This window comes from Acidovorax sp. SRI_002 (assembly GCF_057586455.1).
The window spans coordinates 280,355-298,736 of sequence record NZ_JBYCZW010000008.1 but is presented as its reverse complement, the minus strand read 5'-3'; the positions used below and the strand labels follow the sequence as shown (position 1 = coordinate 298,736).

The window sequence follows — 18,382 nt, the reverse complement described above, 5'->3', positions numbered from 1 at the left end:
GGCGCTAATGCAGTGCAGGATGGCTTCGAGAGCGTTGCGTGCCAACTCTCTGGACACTGAAGCTACACGGCCAAAGGCTCCCGCCCGAGACAAGCCCCTTTGATCGCATCGCGCGCACAGCGCTAGTGCTTAGACGTCCAGTCTTCTGCCTTCGCAAAACACCAGCAATTCGCTTTTACCAAACGCTGTCCAGGTTTCATTGGTCGTCAGCGGGCTCGTCACAATCACGGCCACTTCGTCTTTTTCATTGGTTTCCCGTGAAAAGTCGAGGCTGACGTCTTCATCACTCAGTTGCGCCTGTCCAAACGGATACCGGCGCTCCAAGTAGTACAAGCTGGTAGTTGCATGGGACCAGAGTGCTTGGCCATTGGAGAGCAAGAAATTGAAGGTGCCGTGGGGGCTGATCCGTGCGGCCAGCTCTTTCAGCGTCAAAGTCAGTTCCGGGACGGACGGCACACTGGCATGGGACTTTGCCAACTCCTGCATGATCCAGCAAAAAGCATGTTCGCTGTCGGTGTCGCCCACCGGGCGGAAATGCGAGTGGAGGCGGGGGCGGAAATCCTTCAGATCGCCGTTGTGGGCAAAAACCCAATAGCGTCCCCAGAGTTCACGCACGAAGGGGTGGCAGTTTTGAAGGCTGACAATGCCCTGGGTCGCCTTGCGGATGTGGGCGATGACGTTTTTGCTTTTGATCGGGTATCGGCGGATCAGCTCTGCCACCGGCGACTCCACCGCTGCCTGATGATCTACAAAATGTCGTAGGCCTTTGTCTTCAAAAAAGGCGATGCCCCATCCATCGCTGTGGTGATCCGTCTTTCCTCCCCGTTGCGCAAATCCCGTGAAGCTGAAGGTCACGTCGGTGGGAACATTGCAATTCATGCCGAGCAGTTGGCACATGGGGAGATTCCGTTTCTCTGAAGTCTTGGCGGTGCAGCCAGATCATGCCCGATGCGGTCCAGCGAAGGCGATGGCGATAGGTGGCCCGTTCAACTGGGCTTGGCTTCCCGCAGTTGCCAGGCGGCTACCAAGGCCAGCAGGCACAACAAGGTCAGCATCAAAAAGGTTTCGCCGAACGCAGTGATACGGGCCGGGCCGCTGGCGCCCGCGACCAGCGAGGCGCCATGGGCGCTCAATCGCCACTCCAAGACGATGCCACACAGGCTGACGCCGGCTGCCCCGCCCAGCATGCGCAAGAAGCCGATGGTGCTGGAGCCCTGCGAGATAAGTGATTTGTCCAGAGGCCGCATGGCCCCGAGGTTCAACGAGGGCAGGATGAAGCCGAGACCAATGCGGCCCAAAATTGCAAACGCCACCAGCATCCACAATGAAGAGCCTAAGCCCACAAACACCATGAGTCCAAACGAAAGCGCCAGCAAGCTCAGTCCGATGCTGACCAGAAAATGGGTGGGCTGGCGGTCGGCAAGCCGGCCCACCACCGCGATGGTGATGGCAAGGACAAATCCTGCTGGCAGCATGAGCGTACCCACATGTGATGCGGACAAGTCCAGCCCCAACTGCATGAACACTGGCAGCAGATAGGTGGACCCGAACAAGGCCGTACCGTAGATGAATGCCACCACGCTGCCCATGGCGAACTGGCGGTATTGAAACAGGCGCAGATCCATCAGCGGCTTGCGGCCCGTGCGCAGCAACTTGCGCTGCCAGGCAATGAAACACGCGACAGCCACCACCGCTCCCGACAGCAGGCCGAGTGCCTCGGCCACGGAGCCGCCATGCAGCGACACCAGGCCATTGAGCAAGCACAGCGTACCCACAGTGCCCAGCAGGAGCCCACGCCAGTCCAGCGCCTCACCTTGGCGGTTGGCCTCTACCCCGCCCGGGGCGGTGACGGGCACAAACTTGTAAGCCAACCAGATGGACGCCAGACACAGCGGCACCACCATGAAAAAAATCGAGCGCCAGCCAAACCAGTCCACCAGCAAGCCGCCGATGCTAGGCCCGATGGCGGGTGCCAGTACAACGCCCATGCCGAAGATGCCGCTGGCGCGGCCCTGCTCATGGGGTTTGAAGGCGTACAGAATGATGACGGCCGGAATCGGTTGAACAACGCCTGCCGCCAGGCCCTCCGCCACCCGGGCGACTAGCACCAGGCCGAAGTCCTGGGCGAGTCCGCCGCCAATGCCACCCGCCAGCAGCAGCAACATGGCGCCCACGTAGGTGGCGCGGTACCCGTAGCGCGACAGCAGCCAGGGCGTGGTGAGCATCGACACCGTGGTGGCCACCATGAAGCCCGAGGTGACCCACTGCGCGCGTTCCTGGCCCAATGTGAAATAGTGGCTCATGTCGGGGATGGCCACGTTCACGATGGTGGACGACATGATCGACGCCATCGTTCCCACCATGACCGACAGCAGCACCAACCAGCGGTAGCGCTCTCCGTAGCGCTCTCTCAAAACGGCCAGCGAGCCTGCCTGGGTCATGGCGTCGCGTGCGTCAAATTTCTGAAACGGCGCGAGGGCGAAAACACTGAGAGCCGCTCAGGTGCGCTCGGACCAGAGCTTGCCGCCCGTGGCCCAGTTTTCGCGCTTGATATCGGTGATGAGAATGTCCACCGACTCGGGCGAGCCGCCCAGGATTTCAACGGAAACGCGGGTGATTTCCTCCACCAGCTTCTTCTTTTGTTCGACCGTGCGGCCTTCCATCATTTCGACGTGGTACGTGGGCATTTCAGCTTCCTTGCAGTAGGGGTGGTTGCACAAACAAAAAACAAAGGCGAAATCATATCGACGCGGGCTGCTACGACGGTGCAAGCGGCGACGACGACGGAGAGGGCGGCCTCCCGCGTGATCCGCAGGCCGGGCAGATACAGGTCTTGCCCCGCTGTTCGGGCCGCAGCGCGGCCAGTGCCTCGGGGGCAACGGTGCCGGGGGCCATGCACCAGCAGCTCTCGGATGGCTGTCCGGCAGCAATTGCGCAGAGGTTTGGCTGCCCGCACAGGGGGCAGACGGATGCGGCGGGCGCATCGGTAGCGCTACTAGCGCTGGGCGAAGGGGAAGTCATGGCGGATTCGGCTTGCAGACGGGTGGCCCGCCACGGGGGCGGGCGTGCCGAGGGCCAGTGTACGGCGCAAGCACATACCCCGCTGCGGAGCGGAACTGGTTGAACCCTCTGCCATGGGCCGATTCCCTCGGACCTGTCGCACGTTCGTAAACCAACTTTGGGTTGTGCGCAGCGAGGTGGGGATGGGTTGAAAGAAAGCTTCAAACAAAAATAGCTGCTAGCGCTTTACTATCAAGCGCAAGCAGCTATAAAAAACTGAGCAATCGTCTCATTGAAGCGCGCGCGATGCCCACGCGCGCGTCACCGCCTGCTGCTCAGGCTGCCTGCGCCGCCTTCAGCTTCAGGCGCCAGGCGTGCAGCAGCGGCTCGGTGTACCCGCTGGGCTGCTCCTGGCCCTTGAGCACCAGGTCAAGGGCCGCGCGGTAGGCGTAGCTGGTGTCAAAGTGGCCCGCCATCGGCTGGTACAGCGGGTCGCCCGCGTTCTGGCCATCGACCACGGCGGCCATGCGCTCGAAGGTCTCCTTCACCTGGGCATGCGTCACCACGCCGTGCAGCAGCCAGTTGGCCATGTGCTGGCTGCTGATGCGCAGCGTGGCACGGTCTTCCATCAGGCCCACGTTGTGGATGTCGGGCACCTTGGAGCAGCCCACGCCCTGGTCCACCCAGCGCACCACGTAGCCCAGGATGCCCTGGGCGTTGTTGTCCAGCTCCTGCTGCTTCTCGGCGTCGCTCCAGCTCGGGGCGGCGGCCACGGGCACGGTCAGCAGGCCGGTCAGCAGGTTGTCGCGCTCGGCATTCACGTCGGTCTTTTCCAGCTCGATCTGAATGTCGCTCACCTTCACCTGGTGGTAGTGCAGCGCGTGCAGCGTGGCGCCCGTGGGGCTGGGCACCCAGGCGGTGTTGGCACCGGCCTTGGGGTGGGCGATCTTCTGCTTGAGCATCTCGGCCATCAGGTCGGGCATGGCCCACATGCCCTTGCCGATCTGCGCCTTGCCGCGCAGGCCACAGCTCAGGCCCACGAGCACGTTGTTCTTCTCGTACGACTGGATCCAGGCGCTGGTCTTCATGTCGCCCTTGCGCACCATGGGGCCGGCGTGCATGGCGGTGTGCATTTCGTCGCCCGTGCGGTCCAGGAAGCCGGTGTTGATGAAAGCGACGCGGCTCGATGCGGCGGCGATGCAGGCCTTGAGGTTGACGGACGTGCGGCGCTCTTCGTCCATGATGCCCAGCTTGACGGTGCTGTCGGGCAGGCCCAGCAGCTTCTCGACGCGGCCGAACAGCTCGGCCGCAAAGCCGACTTCGGCCGGGCCGTGCATCTTGGGCTTGACGATGTAGACGCTGCCCTTGCGGGAGTTGCGGATTCCGTTGGCGCCATGGCCTTGCAGGTCGTGCAATGCGATAGCCGTTGTGACCACTGCATCCATGATGCCTTCGGGGATCTCGCGCTGCGTGCCCTGCGCGTCGGTCCACAGGATGGCCGGGTTGGTCATCAGGTGGCCCACATTGCGCAGGAACATGAGCGAGCGGCCATGCAGGCGCACTTCTCCGCCTTGGGGGGCCGTGTAAACACGGTCAGGGTTCAGTCCGCGCGTGAAGGTCTTGCCGCCCTTGGCGACCTGCTCGGTCAGCGTGGCCTGGATGATGCCCAGCCAGTTGCTGTAGCCCAGCACCTTGTCTTCGGCGTCCACGGCGGCCACGGAGTCTTCCAGGTCCAGGATGGTGGAGAGGGCCGCTTCCAGCACCAGGTCGCTCACGCCCGCAGCGTCGCTCTGGCCGATGGGGGTAGACCGGTCGATCTGGATATCCAGGTGCAGGCCGTTGTGCTGCAGCAGCACCGATGAAGGCGCTGCTGCGCTCCCCTGGTAGCCCTTGAACTGCGATGCGTCCTTGAGGCCCGTGGTGCTGCCGTTGGCGAATGACACCACCAGCTGGCCGCCTTCCACCTTGTAGCCGGTCGAATCCTTGTGCGAGCCAGCAGCCAGCGGCGCCGTGTCGTCCAGCACCTGGCGCGCAAAGGCAATCACCTTGGCGCCTCGCACGGGGTTGTAGCCCTTGCCTTTTTCGGCGCCGCCTTCTTCGCTGATGGCGTCCGTGCCATACAGCGCGTCATACAGGCTGCCCCAGCGCGCGTTGGCGGCGTTGAGTGCATAACGTGCGTTCAGGATGGGCACCACCAGCTGCGGGCCGGCCTGCGTGGCCAGCTCGTCGTCCACGTTGGCGGTGGTCGCCTTCACATCGGCGGGCTGGGGCACCAGGTAGCCGATCTTTTCGAGGAAGCTGCGGTAGGCCACCATGTCCTTGATGGGGCCGGGGTTGGCCTTGTGCCAGGTGTCCAACTCGGTCTGCAGGCGGTCGCGCTCGGCCAGCAGGGCGATGTTGCGCGGGGCCAGGTCCGACACGATGGCGTCAAAGCCCTTCCAGAAGGCGGCGGCATCGACACCCGTGCAGGGCAGCACCTTGTCTTCGACAAAGCGGTACAGGGAGGTGGCCACTTGCAGGCCGTGGATTGCGGTGCGGTCGGTCATGAGGGTGCCTAAAGAGTTGAGTTGTTGAAACGTGGATCAAAGAAATGTCGGACCTTGGCGAGAAGGCCATGGACAGACTGTATTGCAAATGTTTCTCCACATAAATACGGTGAAAAGCTCGAAACCAGTGACTTTTACGCAAAACTGGTGACAGTCCGTAGTTGCACGGAATGGCGCACCGGCCGGTTAAGCACTACGCTGTGCGAAGAGCCGGGGCGCCCCCGCAATCCATTGCGAGGCCGTGATCTGGCTCATAAAAATAACCCCACCGGGAGACAAATCCATGCAGGCACCCCTGGCCGCTGGCGCGCTGAACGCTGCCTACAAGAACAAGATCGTCAGCGCCGCCGATGCGGTGCAACTCATCCACGACGGCGACACCGTGGCCACCGGCGGCTTTGTGGGCATCGGCTTTGCCGAGAGCATCGCCGTGGCACTGGCCCAGCGCTGGGAGTCCACGCAAACCCCGCGCGACCTCACGCTGGTCTACGCTGCAGGGCAGGGCGATGGCAAGCAGCGCGGCCTCAACCACCTGGGCCACGCGGGGCTGCTCAAGCGCGTGATCGGCGGGCACTGGGGCCTGGTGCCGCGCATTCAGAAACTGGCGGTGGACAACCAGATCGAGGCCTGGAACCTGCCCCAGGGCGTGATCACACATTTGTTCCGCGACATCGCCGCGGGCAAGCCCGGCACGCTCACGCGCGTGGGTCTCGATACCTTTGTGGACCCGCGCCACGGCGGCGGCAAGCTCAACGCGCGCACCACCGAAGACCTGGTGCGCGTGCTGCCCATCGACGGGCAGGACTACCTGTTCTACAAGGCCTTCCCCATCCACGTGGGCATCATCCGCGCGACCACAGCCGACGCGGACGGTAACCTCACCATGGAGCGCGAGGCGCTCACGCTCGAAGCGCTGGCGATTGCCATGGCGGCACGCAACTCGGGCGGCGTGGTCATTGCGCAGGTCGAGCGCATTGCCGAGCGTGGGTCGCTCAACCCCCGGCAGGTGAAGGTGCCCGGCGTGCTGGTGGACGCCGTGGTGCTGGCCACCGAGCCCGCGCACCACCACCAGACCTTTGCCGAGCCCTACAGCGCCGCCTTTGCCGGCGAGCTGCGCGTGCCCATGGACACGCTGGACGCGATGCCGCTGACCGAGCGCAAGATCATCGCCCGCCGCGCGGCGCTGGAGCTGCGCCCGCACCAGGTGGTGAACTTAGGGATAGGCATGCCCGAGGGCGTGGCCAACGTAGCGGCTGAGGAGCGCATCATCGACCTCGTCACGCTCACGGCCGAGCCCGGCGTGATCGGCGGCATCCCGGCGGGTGGCCTGAACTTTGGCGCGGCCGTGAACCCGCAGGCCATCATCGACCAACCCAACCAGTTCGACTTCTACGACGGCGGTGGTCTCGACATCGCCATCCTGGGCCTGGCGCAGGCCGACCAGCACGGCAACCTCAACGTGAGCAAGTTTGGCCCGCGCCTGGCGGGTGCGGGCGGCTTCATCAACATCAGCCAGAACGCCAAGACCGTGGTGTTTGTCGGCACCTTCACCGCAGGCGCGCTGCAGGTGGAGGCGGTGGACGGCCACCTGCACATCCTGCACGAAGGGGGCGCACGCAAGCTGGTGCGCGAGGTCGAGCACCGCACCTTCAGCGGCGCCGAAGCCCTGCGGCGCGGCCAGCGCGTGCTGTATGTGACGGAGCGCTGCGTGTTCCGCCTGGTGCCCTCGGGCGAGCCGGAGGGCGGCGGCGCGCTGGAGCTGATCGAGCTGGCGCCCGGCATCGACCTGCACCGCGACGTGCTCGCCCACATGTCCTTCACGCCGCGCATCAGCCCGGGTTTGCAGACCATGGATATGCGCCTGTTCGAGCCCGGCCCGCTGGGCCTGCGTGAGCAACTGCTCAACCGCCCGCTGGTGCAGCGCTTTGAGCTGGACGCCGCACGCCAACTGCTGCACATCGACTTCTCGGGCCTGCAGATCAACACCGCCAGCACCATCGACGCCATCGAGCAGGAGGTGCGCCACCTGCTGGCCCCGCTCGCCACGCGTGGCGAACGCGTGGCGGTGATCGTGAACTACGACCACTTCACCATCGCGCCCGACCTGGCGGATGCCTATGCGGCCATGGTGCAAGGCCTCACGCGCGACCACTATGCGGAGGTCAAGCGCTACGGCACCGTGGGGTTCCTCAAGTCTCGATTGACCTGATTGCTATATTAATAATAGCTATCAAGGCAATCTGGTCGCGCGCAAGGGCCTGTTCTTGCTTCAGATTTTTCAGTCACTGGGCGACGCCGCGCTGCAGCGGCCGGGTGCAGGCCCCCGCGTGGATGTCTCCATAATCACCGCCCATGGACAAACTCAAGGCCTTCGAATCCTTTGTATCGGTGGCCACGCGCGGCAGCCTCACGGCAGCCGCCAAGGCCGAGGGCGTGGCGCCCGCCATCATGGGCCGTCGGCTCGATGCGCTCGAAGAGCACCTGGGCGTGAAGCTCTTGGTGCGCACCACCCGCCGCATCAGCCTCACGCACGAGGGCAGCGCGTTCCTGGAAGACTGCCAGCGCCTGCTGTCCGACGTGGCCAATGCCGAGGCCAGCGTGTCCGAAGGCGGCGTCAAGGCCACGGGCCATTTGCGCATCACCGCCCCGGCTGGTTTTGGCCGCCGCCATGTGGCGCCGCTGGTGCCGCGTTTCCGCTCGGCGCACCCCGATGTGACCATCTCTCTCAACCTCAGTGACCGCGTGGTGGACCTGGCGGGCGAAGGCTTTGACTGCGCTGTGCGCGTGGGCGATTTGCCCGATTCGTCGCTGGTGAGCGTGCGCATTGCCGACAACCGCCGCCTGTGCGTGGCCACACCCGAATACCTGGCCCGGCGCGGCACCCCGCGCGCCCCGGCCGAGCTGGTGCAGCACGACTGCCTCACGCTCTCCAGCGACGCCTCGCAGACGCGCGGCTGGGCGTTCCGGGTGCCGCATGCCGATGGCTCCACCGAGGTCATGCACCTCAAGCCCGGCGGGCCGCTCGACTGCTCCGATGGCCAGGTGCTGCACGACTGGTGCCTGGGCGGCTGGGGCATTGCCTGGCGCAGCACCTGGGAGGTCGAGGCCGAGATCGCCGCAGGCCGACTGGTCGCGGTACTGGAGGACTTTGCCGCCCCGCCCAATGGCATCTACGTGGTCTTCCCCCAGCGCAAGCACCTGCCTCTGCGCGTGCGGCTGTGGATCGAGCACCTCAAGCACCAGTACGCGCAGCCCGCGTTCTGGAAAGGCCCCCAGGGCGGCTGATGGCCCCTTGGCAGACTGCACATTCCATGTCCTCCGCGCCCACGCTCCTCGTCGCTGACGACCACCCGCTGTTCCGCGCGGCCGTGCTGCACGTGCTGCGCGAGCGCCTGCCCCAGTACCGCACGCTGGAGGCGGCCAGCGCCACCACGCTGGGCCAGGCGTTGCAGGAGCACCCGGAGATCGAACTCGTGCTGCTGGACCTGAGCATGCCCGGCACGCGTGGCTTCTCGGCCCTCTTGCATGTGCGCGGCGAATACCCCGAGCTGCCCGTGGTCATCATTTCGTCCAACGACCACCCCCGCGTCATCCGCCGCGCCCAGCAGTTTGGCGCGGCAGGCTTCATCCCAAAGTCCGCGCCTGCCGACGCCATGGGCGACGCCATTCAGGCCGTGCTGGACGGCGGCAGCGGGTTCCCGCCCATGGCTGCCGAGCGCTCCGAGGCCGACGCCGAGTTGGCCGCGCGGCTCGCGCAGCTCACGCCCCAGCAGTTCCGCGTGCTGCTGTGCCTGGCCGACGGGCTGCTCAACAAGCAGATCGCCGCCGCGCTGGGGTTGGCGGAGAACACGGTGAAGGTGCACGTCACCGCCATCCTGAAAAAGCTCGCGTGCTACAGCCGCACGCAGGCGGCGGTGCTGGTCAAAAGCCTGGAGACGGAAGACGGCGTGTCTTCCTGAGGTGGAGATCTGCATCAAAACGGCCGCTGTCGCTTATTCAAAAAGCCCTGGCAGCTACTAAAAGCGTAGCGACGAGCGCAGCCTATCCAACCGGGCGCAGCACCCTGCGCGAGGCGCCGTGCAAGGGCCGCCCCGCCGCGCAGCGGCTCAGGGGGATGCTCCCTGTCTCAGCAGCGTCTGGCTCACCAGCGCCCGCAGCGCGGGGGCGCGCACGGGCTTGGCCAGAAAGCCCCAGCCGCGCTCGGCGGCCTGGCGGCGCAGGGTGGCATCGCGCTCGGCGGTGACCAGGATCACGGCAGGCGTCTGGCCCCAGCGCTGGCACAGCTGCGCGAACACTTCAGGGCCGTGGAGGCCGGCGCCCAGGTGCACGTCCAGCAGCACCAGCTGCGGTGCCTGGCCGGGCTGGGCTGCGGCCAGGGCCTCGGGCGCGCCAGCGGCTAGCGGCACCGTGCACCCCCAGCGCTGCAGTAGGGCCTGCGTGGCGGCGCAGGTAGGGCCGTCGTCCTCAATCACCCAGGCACTGCTGCCTTGCAGGGGGGCGTCGTCGGCGGGTTGCTGCGTGGTGGCGGGGGGCGCAGCCTGCTGCGCGGCGGCGGGGTTGCCCAGCGGCACACACACCCAGAACACGCTGCCGCGCCCCAGTTGCGAGCGCAGGCCAATGTCGTGCCCCAGCAGGCGGCCCAGGCGTTCGACGATGGCGAGGCCCAGGCCTGCGCCCCGGTCGTCGGCGCGGCCTTCGTCCAGGCGGCGGAATTCTTCGAAAATTTCACGCTGCAGAGCCTCGGGGATGCCGGGGCCCTGGTCATGCACTTCGATGCGCAGGTGGTCATTGCCCACCCTGCGGCAGCCCACCACGATGCGCCCCCGCCGGCTGTAGCGGATGGCGTTGGAGACAAAGTTCTGCAGGATGCGGCGCAGCAGGTTGTCGTCGGTGCGCACCACGGCGCGCGTGGGCACGCAGCGCAGTTGCAGGCCTTGGCTTTCGGCCAGCACGCCAAAGTTGTGGCCCAGCACCTGCAAGAGTGGCCCTAGGGCCACGTCGTGGATGTGCACATCGAACTGGCCCGATTCCATGCGCGAGATGTCGAGCAGGCTGTTGAGGATGGCGTCCTGCGCGGCCAGGGCGCCGTCGATGCTGTCCACGGCGTGCCGTTCGGCGTCGCCTGGCAGATGGCTGCGCAGCAGCGAGGTGAACATGCGCGCGGCGTTCAGGGGCTGCAGCAGGTCGTGCACGGCGGCGGCCACAAAGCGGGTCTTGGAGCGGTTGGCCTGCTCGGCCTCGCGCCGCGCGGCGTCCAGGTCGCGGGTGCGGTCGGCCACGCGCTGCTCCAGCGCATCGGCCAGCGATCGCAGCTCGCGTGCGGCGTTCTTGTAGCTGGTGATGTCGGCGTAGCTGGTCACAAAACCGCCTTCGGGCAGCGGATTACCCCGGATCTCCAGCACCGTGCCGTCGTCCTTAGCGCTTTCGTGCAGGTGTGGCGTGCCGCTGCGCAGGTGGGCCAGCCGCCGTGCGATGGCCTCATCCACCGGGCCTGGCCCCAGCAGGCCCCGGCGCGCGTTGTGGCGCAGCAGGTCGGCAATGGGCTGGCCCACGCGCATCAGGTCTGCCGGGAAGCGAAACAGCTGCACATAGCGCGAGTTCCAGGCCACCAGGTTCAGGTCGGCGTCGATGATGACCACGCCCTGCGGCAGATGTTCCAGGCTGCGCGAGAGGCCCGTGTCGGTCTGCTGGGCGGCCTGCTGCGCCGCCTGCACGATGCCGTCCTGCGCGGTGCGAAGCTCCTGGGCGTGCTGGCGCAGCACGGTCTCCAGCTCCTGGCGGCTGCGCTGGCGCAGGCTGGACAGGCGCTGGCGCTGGCGCACAAACAGCACGAGCAGGCCCAGCGCCAGCCAGCCGCCCGCGCCTGCCGCAGCGGCCCACCGGCTGTCCGCGAAGCTGCTGTGTGTCTCGTGCAGCAGGTGCAGCTGCCACGGGGTGCCGGGCAGGGGCTGGGTCCGCCACAGCACGCGGCCGGGCAGGGCAGGGGCCTGCACGCTGACCAGCCGACCGCCAGTGTCCAGGGCTTCCACCACGCGGACTTCCAGCGGGCGCAGCGGCTGGTCGGCGTACTGCCGGGTGGCGTTCAGCTCGCGGCGTTCCTCATCGTCCAGTGGCTCCAGCAGGCGGTAGCGCCACGCATCCTGGCTGGCCAAAAAAACCACGCCATGCGCGTCCGACGCCAGCACGATGTCGGTGGTCTGCAGCCACTCGCGTTCCAGCTCCTGCAGCGCGATCTTGATGGCCACCAGCCCCAGCGTCTGGCCCTGGTCGTCGTGGATGGCCTGAGACAGAAAGTAGCCCGGCTCACCCGTGGTCACGCCAATGCCATAGAAGCTGCCGCGCCCCTGGGCCAGCGCCTGCTGCACGTAGGGGCGAAAGCTGTAGTCCACCCCCACATTGCTGGTGGCCGTGCGCCAGTTGCTGGCGGCCACGGCCAGGCCGTCGCGGTTGAGCAGGGTAAGGGTGGAGGATTGGCTGGCACCGTTGGCCTGCTCCAGCTTGCGGTTGAGCTGCTCCCCATCGGCCGCACTCAGTGGGTGGGTCAGCGCGTTGCGCAGCTGTGCATCCAGCGCCAGCACTTCGGGCAGGGTGCGGTAGCGGTCGATGCGCTGGGCCAGGGCCTGGCCGTAGAGCGCCAGTTGGCCCTGCACGCTGCGGTTTTCTTCCTGCAGTGAACGCTGCCAGGCCCATTGGCCGGCGATGAACATGCTGCCCACCATGCCCCCAAGCAGGATCAGCAGGGTCCAGAATTTTCGGAGGCGGGGCGTCATCGTCATGGGGAAAATTTGTTCCTGGCGCGGTCCGTAGGCTGGGATGTTGCGGGGAGCGAGTGTGCCGCATCCCGGCCAGGTGCTAGGTGTTTTCCCTATATTGGGGCAAGCGGCGCCCTATGGCGGTGCCCCTGACTAATACCAATAGGTTATCGGCTCAAACAGCGTGCGGCGGTACAAACGGCACCCTCGACGCACCCCGGTGGTGCAGTCTTTCGTGATTTCAGGAGACCTCCATGCACGCCATTTCCGCCCCCACAGCCCACCCCGTGCGGCTGCCTTTTTACCGGCAGCTGTATTTCCAGGTGGTGCTCGCCATCGTCCTGGGTGTCTTGCTCGGGCATTTTGAACCCGCCTATGGCGAGGCGCTCAAGCCGCTGGGTGATGCCTTCATCAAGCTGGTCAAGATGATCATCGCGCCGGTGATCTTCCTGACCATCGTGACCGGCATTGCGGGCATGTCGCAGCTGAGCAGCGTGGGCCGCGTGTTTGGCAAGGCCATGGCGTACTTTTTGTTCTTCTCCACGCTGGCCCTGGTGGTGGGTCTGGTGGTGGCCAACGTGGTGCAGCCCGGCGCGGGCATGAACATCAACGTCGCCGATCTGGACCAGACGGCCGTGAAGAGCTACGTGGCCAAGTCGCATGAGATGAGCCTGACCGGGTTTGCGATGGACATCATCCCCAAGACGCTGGTCAGCCCCTTCGTGGGCGACAACATCCTGCAGGTGCTGCTCGTGGCCGTGCTGTTTGGCGTGGGCCTGGCACTGGTGGGTGAGGCGGGCCGTCCGGTGCAGCATTTTCTGGAAGCGCTGACCACCCCCGTGTTCAAGGTGGTGGGCATTGTGATGAAGGCCGCGCCCATCGGTGCGTTCGGTGCCATGGCGTTCACCATCGGCAAGTTTGGCCTGGGTTCGCTGGTCAATCTGGCCTGGCTGGTGGGCTCGTTCTACATCACCTCGTTGCTGTTCGTGGTGGTGATCCTGGGCTTTGTGGCGCGGCTGTGTGGATTCTCGGTGTTCAAGCTGTGCCGCTACCTGAAGGCCGAGCTGATGCTGGTGCTGGGCACCTCGTCGTCTGAATCCGCCTTGCCCTCGCTGATGGAAAAGATGGAAAAGGCCGGTTGCAGCAAGTCGGTGGTGGGTCTGGTGGTGCCCACGGGCTATTCCTTCAACCTGGACGGCACCAACATCTACATGACGCTGGCCGCGCTGTTCATCGCCCAGGCCACGAACACCGAACTGACGCTGGGTCACCAGGTGGCGTTGCTGCTGGTGGCGATGCTCAGCTCCAAAGGCGCAGCAGGCGTGACCGGTGCAGGCTTCATCACTCTGGCCGCCACCCTGGCCGTGGTGCCTGAAGTGCCGGTGGCCGGCATGGCGCTGATCCTGGGCGTGGACCGCTTCATGAGCGAATGCCGCTCGCTGACCAACTTTATCGGCAACGCCGTGGCCACCGTGGTGGTATCCCGTTGGGAAAACGCGCTGGACCATGAGCGCCTGGATGCCGCGCTGAACGGTCATCCTCTGCCCGCCCCGGCCACTGCCATGGCCCCGGTGGTGCCTGCGGATGTGCCCGCAGGCGCGATGGCCCGCACGGTTGCCTGATCGCGTCCGCTCCGGTGTTCGGTCAAAGCGGCGCAGGCCCTCGGGTCTGCGCCGCTTTTTTTTGGGGGGCGCAATGCGGTGGCACGCATACCGGCATGCCGCGTTGCGCGGCGGTAGCGAAATTCCTCAAGCAAAATGGCGGCCACCCGGGCTCCAGAAAAGCCGCGCGCAATGAGGTCCTGGGTTTTGCAAAGGAAACCCCCATGACCCTCGAAGCCGTCCTCGCCGCCCTGCACCTGGTGGCCATCCTGACCTTTGTGGTCTTTTTATCGAGCCAGGCGGCGCTGTGCCGCATGGAGTGGATGAACGCCGCTGTGGTCGAGCGCCTGGCGCGGCTGGATGTGATCTACGGTGTGGCGGGGGCGCTGATGATCGCCAGCGGCGTGGCGCGTGTCCTATGGGGCATCAAGGGGGCTTCGTGGTATCTCTCGCAGCCGCTGTTTCACATCAAGATCACCATCGTTCTGGCGATGGTTCTTCTGTCCTTCTGGCCTTCGCTGGTGTTTCGCCGCTGGCACCATGCCCTGCGCAGCACGGGGGCACTGCCAGCGGCGCAGGAGGTGGCCAAGGTACGCCGCCTCGTGATGATCCAGTCCCACGTGTTGCCCGTGGTGGCGGTGATCGCGGTGTTCTGGGCGCGGGGCTGGTAGGCGTCGCAAGAAAGACGTTCCACCCAGAAAAAAGCCGCTGACCCTGACGGGCAGCGGCTTTCTTTGTTTTGTCAGGGCTTATTTGTTCTTCAGGCATTCGCTCATGAAGGCCTTGCGCTCGTCGCCCTTGAGCGTCTTGGCTTTTTCGTCAGCGTTGCAGGCCTTCATCTTGTTTTGCTGGGTTTCTGGCTTGTTGCTCAGGCAGGTCTTCATGAAAGCCTTGCGCTCGTCGCCCTTCTTGTCCGCCGCTTCCGCATTGCAGGTGGCCATGCGGGTCTGCTGCTTGGTGGGCGCGGCGGCCGATGCCGCAGGCGCTGCCGGCGTGGCGGGGGTTGCTGCCGTGGCCGGGGCGGCGGCCTTGGCTCCAGCGGCAGGGGCGTCGGCAGCGTGGGCTGCGCCGAACGAAAGGACCAGGCTCAGGGCTGTCAGGGAGAGAAGCTTGTTCATAGGGGCTCCAGTAGAGTGTGGCATCTGACGCAACCTGCGTCGGATTGCCCGATTACAACGTATGCCCTGGAGACGGGGCTGACACGCCGCAGGCCAGGCCATGATTCTTTACGATCTGTTGCGTACTGGCTGCGCAGGGCTGCTTTGGCGGTGCTGGCGGCATGCTCGGTGAGCGCCCCGGCCCGGCCCCGTAAAATCCGCCGATGCTCACAGCCAAAAATGAATTGCTCGCTGCGCTTGCAGCCGAGCTGGAAGTCCTGTCCCCTGGCGCTGGCGCCAAGGCGGCGTTTGAATCCCCCAAGGTGGCGGCCCATGGCGACTTCGCCTGCACCGCCGCCATGCAACTGGCCAAGCCGCTCAAGCTCAATCCCCGCGCCTTGGGTGAACAGCTCAAGGCCGCACTGGAGGCCACGCCAGCCTTCACCCGCTGGGTGGATGCCATTGAAATCGCCGGACCGGGCTTTCTGAACATTCGCTTGAAGCCCGCCGCCAAGCAGGAAATCGTGCGCGAGGTGCTGGCCGCTGGCGAGCGTTTCGGCTATCAACCCGACAACGGCCAGCGCGTGCTGGTCGAGTTTGTCTCGGCCAACCCCACCGGCCCCCTGCACGTGGGCCACGGCCGCCAAGCGGCTCTAGGCGATGCCATCTGCAACCTGTTCAGCACCCAGGGCTGGAAGGTGCACCGCGAGTTCTATTACAACGACGCGGGCGTGCAGATCGATACGCTGACCAAGAGCACGCAGCTGCGCGCCAAGGGCTTCAAGCCCGGCGACGACTGCTGGCCCACCGACAGCGACAACCCGCTGGCCAAGAACTTCTACAACGGTGACTACATCGCCGACATTGCCGAGGCCTTCAAGGCCAAGGCCACGGTGAAGGCCGACGACCGCGAGTTCACGGCCAACGGCGACGTAGAGGACTACGACAACATCCGCCAGTTCGCCGTGGCCTACCTGCGCAACGAGCAGGACAAGGACCTGCAGGCGTTCAACCTGCACTTTGACGAGTACTACCTGGAGTCCAGCCTGTACACCAGCGGCCGCGTCGAGGCCACGGTGAACAAGCTCGTCGCCAATGGCAAGACCTACGAGCAAGATGGCGCGCTGTGGCTGAAAAGCACGGACTACGGCGACGACAAGGACCGCGTCATGCGCAAGCAGGACGGCTCCTTCACCTACTTCGTGCCTGATGTGGCGTACCACATCGCCAAGTGGGAGCGTGGCTTCACGAAGGTCGTCAACATCCAGGGCACGGATCACCACGGCACCATTGCCCGCGTGCGTGCCGGGCTGCAAGCGGCCGACGTGGGCATTCCGCAGGGCTACCCTGACTACGTGCTGCACACGATGGTGCGTGTGGTCAAGGGTGGTGAAGAGGTCAAGATCAGCAAGCGCGCAGGCAGCTATGTCACGCTGCGCGACCTGATCGAATGGACCAGCAAGGACGCCGTGCGTTTCTTCTTGCTCTCCCGCAAGCCCGATACCGAGTACACCTTCGACGTGGACCTGGCCGTGGCGCAGAACAACGACAACCCCGTGTACTACGTGCAGTACGCGCATGCCCGCATCCAGTCGGTGCTGCGCGCTTGGCAAGAGGCTGGCGGTGGCGACGTGGCTTCGCTGCACGATATTGATCTGTCGGCTCTCGAAGGCCCACAGGCCCAGGCGCTGATGCTGCAGCTGGCCAAGTACCCCGAAATGCTCACGGCTGCGGCCGACGGCGAAGCCCCGCACGATGTGACCTTCTACCTGCGCGACCTTGCCGCCAGCTACCACAGCTACTACGACGCCGAGCGCATCCTGGTGGACGACGAGGCCGTGAAGAAGGCTCGCCTGGCGCTGGTCGCCGCCACCGCGCAGGTATTGCACAATGGCCTGGCCGTGCTGGGCGTGTCGGCTCCAACCAGAATGTAAGCAGTCACTATGAAGAAACAACAGACGGGCGGGACCATCGTCGGCTTTATCGTTGGGGTCATCGTGGGCCTGGGCGCTGCCTTGGCTGTGGCGGTGTACGTGACCAAGGTGCCGGTGCCCTTCCTCAACAAGGGCAATGGCCGGGGCGTGGACATGGACGCCGCCGAGACCCAGAAGAACAAGAACTGGGATCCCAATTCGCCTTTGTATGGCAAGAATCCGGCTCGCCCGGCAGCCCCGCCCGCTGTGGCTGCCTCGGCGCCCACCCCAGCCGCGCCGGATGCGCGGGCTGTGGCATCGGCGCCCGCACCCAAGCCCGCTGCCAGCAAGCCCGAGGCCAAGGCTGAAACCAAGCCCGGCGCCGACCCGCTGGGCGATCTGGCCGTGGCCAAGGCTGCTGCCAAGGGCAATCTGGACCCGTTCGACTACTTTGTCCAGGCCGGGGCTTTCCGCACCCAGGCGGACGCCGATGCGCAGCGCGCCAAGCTGGCCATGCTGGGCTGGGAGGCCCGCGTGAGCGAGCGTGAGCAAAATGGCCGGGCGGTGTTCCGCGTGCGTGTGGGGCCGTTCACCAAGCGCGACGACGCCGAGCAGCTCAAGGAGAAGCTCGATGGCGCCGGTCTGGAGTCGGCGCTGGTGCGCGTGCAGCGCTGATGCGCCAAGCTTCGGGAGGCTGAACTTTTTGCGGGGGCATGGCTCACATCCCCCAGACCTGTAACAGGAGAGTCTTTGTCATGAAACGCCGTGAGTTTTCTTTGTCCGCCGCCTCGGCGGTTGCCGCTTCCGCCCTGACGTTGCCAGTGGCCACCCCCGCGCTGGCTCAGGCCCGCCAGTTCAAGGAGGGCAAGGACTTCCGGCGGCTGGACAAGCCGGTAGCGCCCGACGCGCCTGCGGGCAAGGTCGATGTGATCGAGTTCTTCTGGTACAGCTGCCCCCACTGCAACGCCTTTGAACCCGCGCTCGACGCCTGGGTCAAGGCCGCCCCCAAGGACCTCTCCGTCCGTCGTATGCCCGTGGCCTTCAACGCGAGCTTTGTGCCCCAGCAAAAGTTGTACTACGCCCTGGAAGGCATGGGCAAGCTCGAAGCCCTGCACGCCAAGGTGTTCCGCGCCATCCATGTGGAAAAGCAGAAGCTGGCCAAGGACGACGAAATTTTTGCCTGGGTGGCCCAACAGGGTGTGGACGCCGCCAAGTTCAAGGAAATCTACACCTCGTTCAGCGTGTCCAACCAGGTTCGCCGTGCTTCGCAACTGCAGGACGCCTACGGTGTGGAGGGCGTGCCCTCGATGGGTGTGGCGGGCAAGTTCTACACCGATGGCACCATGGCGGGCAGCATGCAAAACGTGCTGCAGGTGGTGGAACATCTGGCGACAGTGGCCCGCAAAGGCTGACGGTTTTCGCCCGGCCGCCGGTTCCCATTGGCAAAAGCCCGCACATGCGGGCTTTTTTCAT

At 65.5% G+C, this 18,382-nt stretch carries 15 protein-coding genes; 8 read left to right on the top strand and 7 right to left on the bottom strand.

The window, feature by feature from the left end:
• Window positions 1–129 precede the first annotated feature (129 nt).
• From AC2YJX_RS22420 to AC2YJX_RS22400, 5 genes are all read right to left on the bottom strand, one after another.
• The gene (locus AC2YJX_RS22420; RefSeq protein WP_431151100.1) at window positions 130–897 is read right to left on the bottom strand and encodes a class II glutamine amidotransferase; all 768 of its coding nucleotides are present in this window, start codon (window positions 895–897) and stop codon (window positions 130–132) included.
• Between the two features lie 89 nt (window positions 898–986).
• Window positions 987–2,441 (bottom strand): DHA2 family efflux MFS transporter permease subunit, encoded by a 1,455-nt coding sequence (locus AC2YJX_RS22415; RefSeq protein ID WP_487257314.1) that lies wholly within the window; start codon window positions 2,439–2,441, stop codon window positions 987–989.
• Window positions 2,442–2,498: 57 nt separating this feature from the next.
• Window positions 2,499–2,687 carry a 4-oxalocrotonate tautomerase gene (locus AC2YJX_RS22410; RefSeq protein ID WP_010466444.1) on the bottom strand — a complete coding sequence of 63 codons (189 nt, stop codon included), beginning with the start codon at window positions 2,685–2,687 and terminating at the stop codon, window positions 2,499–2,501.
• 70 nt (window positions 2,688–2,757) lie between these two features.
• Window positions 2,758–3,021 (bottom strand): cysteine-rich CWC family protein, encoded by a 264-nt coding sequence (locus tag AC2YJX_RS22405; protein WP_409860658.1) that lies wholly within the window; start codon window positions 3,019–3,021, stop codon window positions 2,758–2,760.
• 314 nt (window positions 3,022–3,335) lie between these two features.
• Window positions 3,336–5,546: a malate synthase G gene (locus AC2YJX_RS22400; protein ID WP_487257313.1), complete on the bottom strand. Its 2,211-nt coding sequence runs from the start codon at window positions 5,544–5,546 to the stop codon at window positions 3,336–3,338.
• A gap of 283 nt (window positions 5,547–5,829) precedes the next feature.
• Between AC2YJX_RS22400 and AC2YJX_RS22395 the strand changes: the two genes are divergently transcribed.
• The 3 genes from AC2YJX_RS22395 (at window position 5,830) to AC2YJX_RS22385 (ending at window position 9,505) form a co-directional block, all read left to right on the top strand.
• Entirely contained in the window at window positions 5,830–7,755 is a 1,926-nt protein-coding gene (locus AC2YJX_RS22395; protein WP_487257312.1) for an acyl CoA:acetate/3-ketoacid CoA transferase, read from the top strand.
• A 143-nt stretch (window positions 7,756–7,898) separates the two neighbouring features.
• The gene (locus AC2YJX_RS22390) at window positions 7,899–8,831 is read left to right on the top strand and encodes a LysR family transcriptional regulator (protein ID WP_055397973.1); all 933 of its coding nucleotides are present in this window, start codon (window positions 7,899–7,901) and stop codon (window positions 8,829–8,831) included.
• 26 nt (window positions 8,832–8,857) lie between these two features.
• Window positions 8,858–9,505, top strand: coding sequence for a response regulator (locus AC2YJX_RS22385; protein ID WP_487257311.1), 648 nt, complete (start codon window positions 8,858–8,860; stop codon window positions 9,503–9,505).
• 147 nt (window positions 9,506–9,652) lie between these two features.
• Here AC2YJX_RS22385 and AC2YJX_RS22380 read toward each other — a convergent pair whose 3' ends face one another.
• On the bottom strand, window positions 9,653–12,322 hold the full coding sequence (locus tag AC2YJX_RS22380) for a hybrid sensor histidine kinase/response regulator (protein ID WP_487257310.1): 2,670 nt from the start codon (window positions 12,320–12,322) through the stop codon (window positions 9,653–9,655).
• 230 nt (window positions 12,323–12,552) lie between these two features.
• On the opposite strand from AC2YJX_RS22380, the gene AC2YJX_RS22375 reads away from it, so the two are divergent.
• Complete coding sequence (locus AC2YJX_RS22375; protein WP_121421454.1) at window positions 12,553–13,920, top strand: dicarboxylate/amino acid:cation symporter; 1,368 nt, start codon at window positions 12,553–12,555, stop codon at window positions 13,918–13,920.
• Between the two features lie 203 nt (window positions 13,921–14,123).
• Window positions 14,124–14,570: a DUF2214 family protein gene (locus AC2YJX_RS22370; protein WP_487257309.1), complete on the top strand. Its 447-nt coding sequence runs from the start codon at window positions 14,124–14,126 to the stop codon at window positions 14,568–14,570.
• Between the two features lie 78 nt (window positions 14,571–14,648).
• On the opposite strand, the gene AC2YJX_RS22365 is transcribed toward AC2YJX_RS22370, so the two are convergent.
• Window positions 14,649–15,017, bottom strand: coding sequence for a PsiF family protein (locus tag AC2YJX_RS22365; protein WP_055397983.1), 369 nt, complete (start codon window positions 15,015–15,017; stop codon window positions 14,649–14,651).
• Window positions 15,018–15,220: 203 nt separating this feature from the next.
• On the opposite strand from AC2YJX_RS22365, the gene argS reads away from it, so the two are divergent.
• From argS to AC2YJX_RS22350, 3 genes are all read left to right on the top strand, one after another.
• A complete protein-coding gene (gene argS, locus AC2YJX_RS22360; RefSeq protein WP_487257308.1) occupies window positions 15,221–16,930 on the top strand; it encodes an arginine--tRNA ligase in 1,710 nt (569 codons plus the stop codon).
• A gap of 9 nt (window positions 16,931–16,939) precedes the next feature.
• Window positions 16,940–17,584, top strand: coding sequence for an SPOR domain-containing protein (locus AC2YJX_RS22355; protein ID WP_055397987.1), 645 nt, complete (start codon window positions 16,940–16,942; stop codon window positions 17,582–17,584).
• Window positions 17,585–17,664: 80 nt separating this feature from the next.
• Entirely contained in the window at window positions 17,665–18,321 is a 657-nt protein-coding gene (locus AC2YJX_RS22350) for a thiol:disulfide interchange protein DsbA/DsbL (protein ID WP_055397989.1), read from the top strand.
• Window positions 18,322–18,382: the final 61 nt, after the last annotated feature.

Excerpts from the sequence above, each read along its gene's own strand:
- AC2YJX_RS22375 (WP_121421454.1), top strand. The coding sequence starts at position 12,553 with ATGCACGCCATTTCCGCCCCCACAGCCCACCCCGTGCGGCTGCCTTTT.
- AC2YJX_RS22370 (WP_487257309.1), top strand. The coding sequence starts at position 14,124 with ATGACCCTCGAAGCCGTCCTCGCCGCCCTGCACCTGGTGGCCATCCTG.
- AC2YJX_RS22365 (WP_055397983.1), bottom strand. The coding sequence starts at position 15,017 with ATGAACAAGCTTCTCTCCCTGACAGCCCTGAGCCTGGTCCTTTCGTTC.
- AC2YJX_RS22400 (WP_487257313.1), bottom strand. The coding sequence starts at position 5,546 with ATGACCGACCGCACCGCAATCCACGGCCTGCAAGTGGCCACCTCCCTG.
- AC2YJX_RS22410 (WP_010466444.1), bottom strand. The coding sequence starts at position 2,687 with ATGCCCACGTACCACGTCGAAATGATGGAAGGCCGCACGGTCGAACAA.
- AC2YJX_RS22385 (WP_487257311.1), top strand. The coding sequence starts at position 8,858 with ATGTCCTCCGCGCCCACGCTCCTCGTCGCTGACGACCACCCGCTGTTC.
- AC2YJX_RS22415 (WP_487257314.1), bottom strand. The coding sequence starts at position 2,441 with ATGACCCAGGCAGGCTCGCTGGCCGTTTTGAGAGAGCGCTACGGAGAG.
- AC2YJX_RS22405 (WP_409860658.1), bottom strand. The coding sequence starts at position 3,021 with ATGACTTCCCCTTCGCCCAGCGCTAGTAGCGCTACCGATGCGCCCGCC.
- AC2YJX_RS22350 (WP_055397989.1), top strand. The coding sequence starts at position 17,665 with ATGAAACGCCGTGAGTTTTCTTTGTCCGCCGCCTCGGCGGTTGCCGCT.
- AC2YJX_RS22390 (WP_055397973.1), top strand. The coding sequence starts at position 7,899 with ATGGACAAACTCAAGGCCTTCGAATCCTTTGTATCGGTGGCCACGCGC.
- AC2YJX_RS22355 (WP_055397987.1), top strand. The coding sequence starts at position 16,940 with ATGAAGAAACAACAGACGGGCGGGACCATCGTCGGCTTTATCGTTGGG.
- AC2YJX_RS22380 (WP_487257310.1), bottom strand. The coding sequence starts at position 12,322 with ATGACGATGACGCCCCGCCTCCGAAAATTCTGGACCCTGCTGATCCTG.
- argS (WP_487257308.1), top strand. The coding sequence starts at position 15,221 with ATGCTCACAGCCAAAAATGAATTGCTCGCTGCGCTTGCAGCCGAGCTG.
- AC2YJX_RS22420 (WP_431151100.1), bottom strand. The coding sequence starts at position 897 with ATGTGCCAACTGCTCGGCATGAATTGCAATGTTCCCACCGACGTGACC.
- AC2YJX_RS22395 (WP_487257312.1), top strand. The coding sequence starts at position 5,830 with ATGCAGGCACCCCTGGCCGCTGGCGCGCTGAACGCTGCCTACAAGAAC.